The 6,128-nt window shown below is 65.1% G+C and carries 3 protein-coding genes and 1 pseudogene; all 4 read left to right on the forward strand.

Features of this window, described 5'->3' with window-relative positions; all coding sequences use genetic code 11:
- Positions 1-889: efflux RND transporter periplasmic adaptor subunit (locus tag ABNU97_RS16805; protein WP_348767818.1), on the forward strand; the 889-nt coding region annotated here is incomplete at its 5' end.
- Positions 886-4,011: an efflux RND transporter permease subunit gene (locus tag ABNU97_RS16810; RefSeq protein ID WP_348767819.1), complete on the forward strand. Its 3,126-nt coding sequence runs from the start codon at positions 886-888 to the stop codon at positions 4,009-4,011. The genes ABNU97_RS16805 and ABNU97_RS16810, both read left to right, overlap by 4 nt.
- On the forward strand, positions 4,008-5,444 hold the full coding sequence (locus ABNU97_RS16815; RefSeq protein WP_348767820.1) for a TolC family outer membrane protein: 1,437 nt from the start codon (positions 4,008-4,010) through the stop codon (positions 5,442-5,444). The genes ABNU97_RS16810 and ABNU97_RS16815 overlap by 4 nt, the downstream gene beginning before the upstream one ends.
- A gap of 177 nt (positions 5,445-5,621) precedes the next feature.
- A pseudogene (locus tag ABNU97_RS16820) lies at positions 5,622-6,128 on the forward strand (DUF445 domain-containing protein); the annotation flags it as partial.

Raw genomic sequence — 6,128 nt, forward strand, 5'->3', positions numbered from 1 at the left:
CTCGATCAGCGCCCGGCGCGGCGCCCGAGTCGAAGCCGACGAAGTGCTCACACGTATCGCCCTCGACGATCGCGGGGCGTCGCGCAACGAAGCCCGTGCGGTGGTAAAACAGCGCCGGCTGCAGTACGAAGCCGTACGCAAGATGTCGGAAAAGGGGTATCAGACCCGAACCGATCTGGCCCAGGCCAAATCCGATCTGGAAGCCGCCCAGGCCCAGCTGGCCAATATTCAGCAGGATATCGATAACACCGTCGTGCGGGCGCCGTTTGCCGGCGTGCTGGAAACACGGCCGGTGGAAGTGGGCGATTATGTTGCCGTGGGCGACGAGATAGCCCGCGTTATCCAGCAAAATCCGTTCGTGGTTCGCGGCGATCTGGCCGAAAAGGACGTCGCCTTCGTCGAGCCGGGCCAGCCGGGCCGGGCGCGCCTGATCGACGGCCGCATGGTCGAGGGCACGGTGCGCTATGTGGCCACCGAAGCCGACGAGGCCACACGGACCTATCCGGTGGAACTGGAAGTGGATAATCCCGGCGGCCGGCTTGTGGCCGGCGCTTCGGCAAAGCTCATTCTGCCGCTCGAACAGGTCGAGGCGCACGAAGTGGCGGCCGACTTGCTCACCCTCGACGAAGCCGGCGAGATGGGTATCAAGACGATCGACGAAGACGGCCGCGTGGCCTTTCACGGCGCCGATATCGTCAAGAGCAGCGACGACCGGCTCTGGCTGGCCGGGCTGCCGGAGAGCGTGCGCCTGATCACCACCGGCCAGGGCTTCGTGCGCGCGGGTGATGCCGTGCAGATCGTCGATGACGCCGATGCCGCGGCGGCCGATGCCGCAGCGCCGAACGACGAGGCGCAGCCAGCCACGAACGACGCCGCCACGCGATCATGAATGCGCTGATTGCGGCGGCGTTCTCACGGCCGCGCACGGTGGTGCTCGGCCTGCTCGTGATCCTGATCGCAGGCGGCATCGCCTATCGCGATATTCCCAAGGAATCCTCGCCGGATATCACCATTCCGACCATCTATGTGTCGATGGCGCATGAAGGCATTTCGCCGGAGGACGCCGAGCGTCTGCTGGTCAAGCCCATGGAACAGGAGCTGCGTTCCATCGAAGGCTTAAAGGAAATGAGCGCCACCGCCTCGGAAGGGCATGCCAGCGTTATCCTCGAATTCGAGGCCGGCTTCGACCCCGACGACGCGCTCGACGATGTGCGCAACCAGGTGGACATCGCCAAGGCCGATCTACCCGGCGACACCGAGGAACCCACCGTCAACGAGGTCAACGTGGCCCTGTTCCCGGTGCTGGTGGTCAATCTGTACGGCGATGTGTCCGAACGGGTGCTGGTTTCGCTCGCCGAGGACGTACAGGACGAGGTCGAGTCCATCCCCGGCGTGCTCGAGGCCGATATCGCCGGCGACCGCGAAGAGCAGATCGAGATCAATATCGATCCCCTCAAGCTCGAAACCTACGGGCTGTCGTTGCAGGAGGTTTTCGATTCGGTCCAGCAGAACAACCAGCTGGTGCCGGCCGGCGCGCTCGAATCCGGCAGCGGACGCTTTTCGATCAAGGTGCCGGGGGTGATCGACAACCTCGATGCGCTGCGCAATACCGCGGTCAAACGCGCGGACGACCAGGTGGTGACCGTGGGCGACGTGGCCAGCGTACGCCGCGCCTTCGCCGACCGCGAGAGCTTTGCCCGGCTCAACGGCCAGCCCACGCTGGCGCTCGAAATCACCAAGCGCATCGGTGCGAACATCATCGATACCAATCAGGCGGTACGTGCGGCGATCGAGCGCATGCAGCAGGGTTGGCCGGATGCGATCCAGGTGAACTTTTCACAGGACGAATCCAAAGACGTCACGCGTCTGCTGGGCGATCTGCAGAACAACGTGATCAGCGGCATTCTGCTGGTGATGATCGTGATCGTGGGCATTCTCGGCCTGCGTGCCGGCACCCTCGTGGGCGTATCGATCCCCGGCTCGTTTCTGCTGGGTATTCTCACCCTGGCGGCGATGGGGCTTTCGGTGAACATCGTGGTGCTGTTCGCGCTCATTCTCGCGCTCGGCCTGCTGGTGGACGGGGCGATCGTGGTGGTCGAGCTCGCCGACCGCTTCCTGGCCGAAGGCGAGAGCCGCATGTCGGCCTATATGCACGCGGCCCAGCGCATGGCCTGGCCAATCATTTCCTCCACCGCGACCACCCTGGCCGCGTTCGCGCCGCTGCTGTTATGGCCGGGGGTGGTCGGCGAGTTCATGCGCTATATGCCGATCACCCTGATCGCGGTCTTGAGCGCCTCGCTTTTGATGGCGTTGATCTTCGTGCCCACCCTGGGCGCGGTGATCGGCGGTTCCGCGCCGGGCGGCGCCGAGGCGGTATGGCAGCCGGGCCAGAAACTGAGGGGCGCGACCGGGGCCTATGTCGCCACGCTGTCGTTTTTTGCCCGCCACGCGGGCAAGACCGCCATCGGCGCGGTGGTACTGTTCTTTGCCGCGATCCTGGCCTATGGCCAGCTCGGCAAGGGCGTGGAGTTCTTTCCCGATATCTCACCCGACAATGCCGTGATTCAGATTCACGCCCGCGGCCAGCAATCGATCGCCGAGGCCGATCGGCTCGTGCGCCAGGTCGAGGATCGGGTCCTGGCCATGCCCGGGTTTGCGTCGGTTTATACGCGTACCGGCGCCGGCCAGGAATCGTTTCGCCAGGGTACGGCCGACGACGTGATCGGCCAGATTCAGCTCGAGTTCGAGCCCTGGGGGGTGCGCAGGCCGGCCGGCGACATCATGGCCGATGTGCGCGCGCGTATTGCCGGCATTCCCGGGATTCGTACCGAGGTTCAGGAACAGGCCCAGGGCCCGACCCAGGCCAAGCCGGTAGAGCTGCAGATTTCCGGGCCGGACATGCCCGCCCTCGACAAGGCCGCCGATTTCGTACGCCGCGGCATGGCCGAGGTAGGCGGTTTTACCGATATTCAGGACACGCGTTCGAGCCAGGGGCTGGAATGGCGCATGGATGTCGACCGGGCCGAGGCCAGCCGCTACGGCGCCAACGTGGCCACCATCGGCCAGGCGATCCAGCTGGTCACCCAGGGCGTCAAGGTCGGCGAATACCGGCCCGACGACGCCAGCGACGAAATCGATATCCGCGTGCGCTTCCCGGAGGATTCGCGCAATCTGGATTCGCTGGACAACCTGCGTTTGCAAACCGAGAGCGGGCAGGTGCCGGTGTCCAATTTCGTCACCCGCGTGGCCGCGCCCAAGGTAGAGAATATCGAGCGTACCGGTGGCCAGCGCACGGTCACGATCGAATCCGGCGTGGCGCCGGGCGCGCTCGTCGCCGACCAGCTCAACGCGTTGCGCGCCTGGATCGGCGATCACGTCGAGGCAGCCGAACTCAATCCCCGTGTCGATATCGCCTTCAAGGGCGAGGACGAGGACCTGCGCGACGCAGAGGCTTTTCTGTCCAAGGCGTTCGGCGTGGCGGTCGCACTCATCGGCGTGATTCTGCTGACCCAGTTCAACAGTTTTTACCAGTCGTTTCTGATCTTGTCGGCGGTGATGTTTTCCACGGTCGGCGTGCTGTTGGGCCTGTTGATCGCCGGCCAGCCGTTCGGGGTGGTGATGAGCGGTATCGGCGTCATCGCGCTGGCGGGTATCGTGGTCAACAACAACATCGTGCTGATCGACACCTACAACGTGAACCGCAGCGCGGGCCTGAATGCCTGGGATGCGGTGATCCAGACCGGCGCCGAGCGTCTCCGGCCGGTGGTGTTGACTACGGTGACCACGATTCTTGGCCTGCTGCCCATGGTATTGCAGATGAATATCGACATCGTCGGCCGGTCGATCACCTTCGGCGCGCCGTCGACCCAGTGGTGGACCCAGCTGGCCACGGCCATCGTAGGCGGGCTGATGTTTTCGACGCTGCTTACGCTCGTGCTCACCCCCTGCATGCTGGTGCTGGGCGCCCGCGTGGGTGCGCGCTTTTCGAAACGTCGTGGAGAGGCTGCATGAGAGCAGGCAATCGCCGCTATCGCGCGCCGGCGATGGGTATCGCGCTGCTGGCCATGGCCGGGGGGCTGTCGGCCCACGCCGCGCAGAACCTGCTCGATACCTACGATCAGGCTCTGCGCAACGATACCGAACTGCTCACCGCGCGCGCCGAGTCCGGCGCGGCCGATGCACGCTATCGTCAGGCCCGTGGTCAGCTGCTGCCGTCGCTGTCGGCTAGCGCCAGCTACACGCGCGTCGAACAGGAGCAGACCTTCGAGTCGCCCGAAGGCGGCGATACCGGCTTTGCCGGCGGGGGCGGCTTCTTTGGCGGCAACGACGGGCCGACGACCTCCGATCAGAAAGGCTATTCGCTCAATCTGACCCAGCCGCTGTTCAACTGGACGGCCTGGCAGAACAAGGATGCGGCGAATGCGCGCCGCGATCAGGCGGTGCTGGCGTTGTCCAACGCGGAGCAGACGCTGATCGTGCGGGTGGCCGAGGCGTATTTCGACGTGCTGGCCGCGCGCGACGCGTTGAATTCCGCGCGCGAGCAGCAGCGCTCGATTCAAAACCAGCTCGACCGGGCCCAGGCCGCCTATGATGCCGGCCTGGACCCGATCACCGACCAGCAGGAGGCACAGTCCAGCCTCGACAGTGCCCTGGTCGATTCCATCGATGCAGAGAACCAGCTGGCCAGCGCGCGCGACGCGCTGATCTCGTTGACCGGTCGCGCGCCGCAGGCGTTGTCCGGTATCGAGGTCGACGAAGCCATGCCCGCGCCGGGCCGCGACGACAGCGCGCGCGATCGCGAGGCGTGGCTTGCCGTGGCGCTGGAACGTTCGCCCCAGGTGGCGGCCTCGGAAGCCGCTTGGCGTGCGGCCCGCGAACAGATCGGCGCCGAACGCGGCGGCCATTTGCCGACCGTCAATCTGGTCGGGCGCGTTGGGCGCCAGGAGCAGTTGTTCCCGCTCGGCGCCGGCGGTCAGGCCAATCTGGTAGACGAAACCCGTTCGGTCGGCGTCGAGCTGGAAATGCCGCTATTCGCTGGCGGCTCCACGCGGGCAGCGGTTTCCGAAGCCGAATACAACGCCGAACAGGCGCGCCTGGACGTAATCTCGGCACGGCGCCAGCTGCTTATCGATATCAACAACGCCTACCGCAACGTTCAGGCCACGAAGCGCCGCCTGAACGCGCTCGATCGGGCCATTGCCTCGGGCCAGACCGCGCTCGAGGCGGCTCAGGCGGGTTATCGGCTCGGCAATCGAACGGTGCTCGACGTGATCGATGCGCAGATCGCGCTCGTGCAGCGACGCGCCGATCGCAAGCAGGCCTGGTACGACCATGCGCTGGCACGCCTGCGCCTGCGCGCGGCGGCGGGGGTACTGAATTTTGACGAACTCGCGCGTATCAACGCGCGCCTGCGGGGTGCGCCCGAGGCCGGCATCGCCGGCTGACCCGTCGTTTTGCGATTTGTGTGTCGAGGCAGGCGGTGCGAAGGTGTGCGGCTGCTATGATCGACATCGCCCGATGACAACGGCGACGATACGCCGCTCGGGTTGAGCGCATCATAAATAACGACGACAAGTTCGAGGAGCATGGCGCCGGTCCTGCGATGGGCGCCACACCGATGCATGGACGGCAGTTTTCTCTATCTGAGTGTCGAGACCTGGAAATATATTTCCATGCCGGTGATAAGCGCCGTGGTCGGCTACGTGACCAACGTCGTGGCGATCAAGATGATGTTCTATCCCGTCGAGTTCATCGGTGCGTATAAACCGTGGCTCGGCTGGCAGGGCATCGTGCCCCGCAAAGCCTCGAAGATGACCGGTATTTCGGTGGATACCATCACCGAGTCGTTGATTACCGAAGACGAGATATTCAGCCGGCTGGATCCGGCGCGCGTCGCCGACGAACTCGAAGCCCCGATGATCGAGCTGACCGATGAAATCACCGATACGGTGATGTATCGGCACCATCCCACCCTGTGGGAGGCGCTGCCGCTGGTGGTGCGCAGCCAGATCAAGCGGCGCGTACGGGCCCAGGCGCCCACGATCATCCGCGAGCTGATGAACGAAGTGCGCAGCAACGTGCGCTACATGTTCGATCTCAAGGGCATGATCACCCGCGTGCTGGTGCGC

This window comes from uncultured Salinisphaera sp. (assembly GCF_964012375.1).
GTDB lineage: Bacteria > Pseudomonadota > Gammaproteobacteria > Nevskiales > Salinisphaeraceae > Salinisphaera.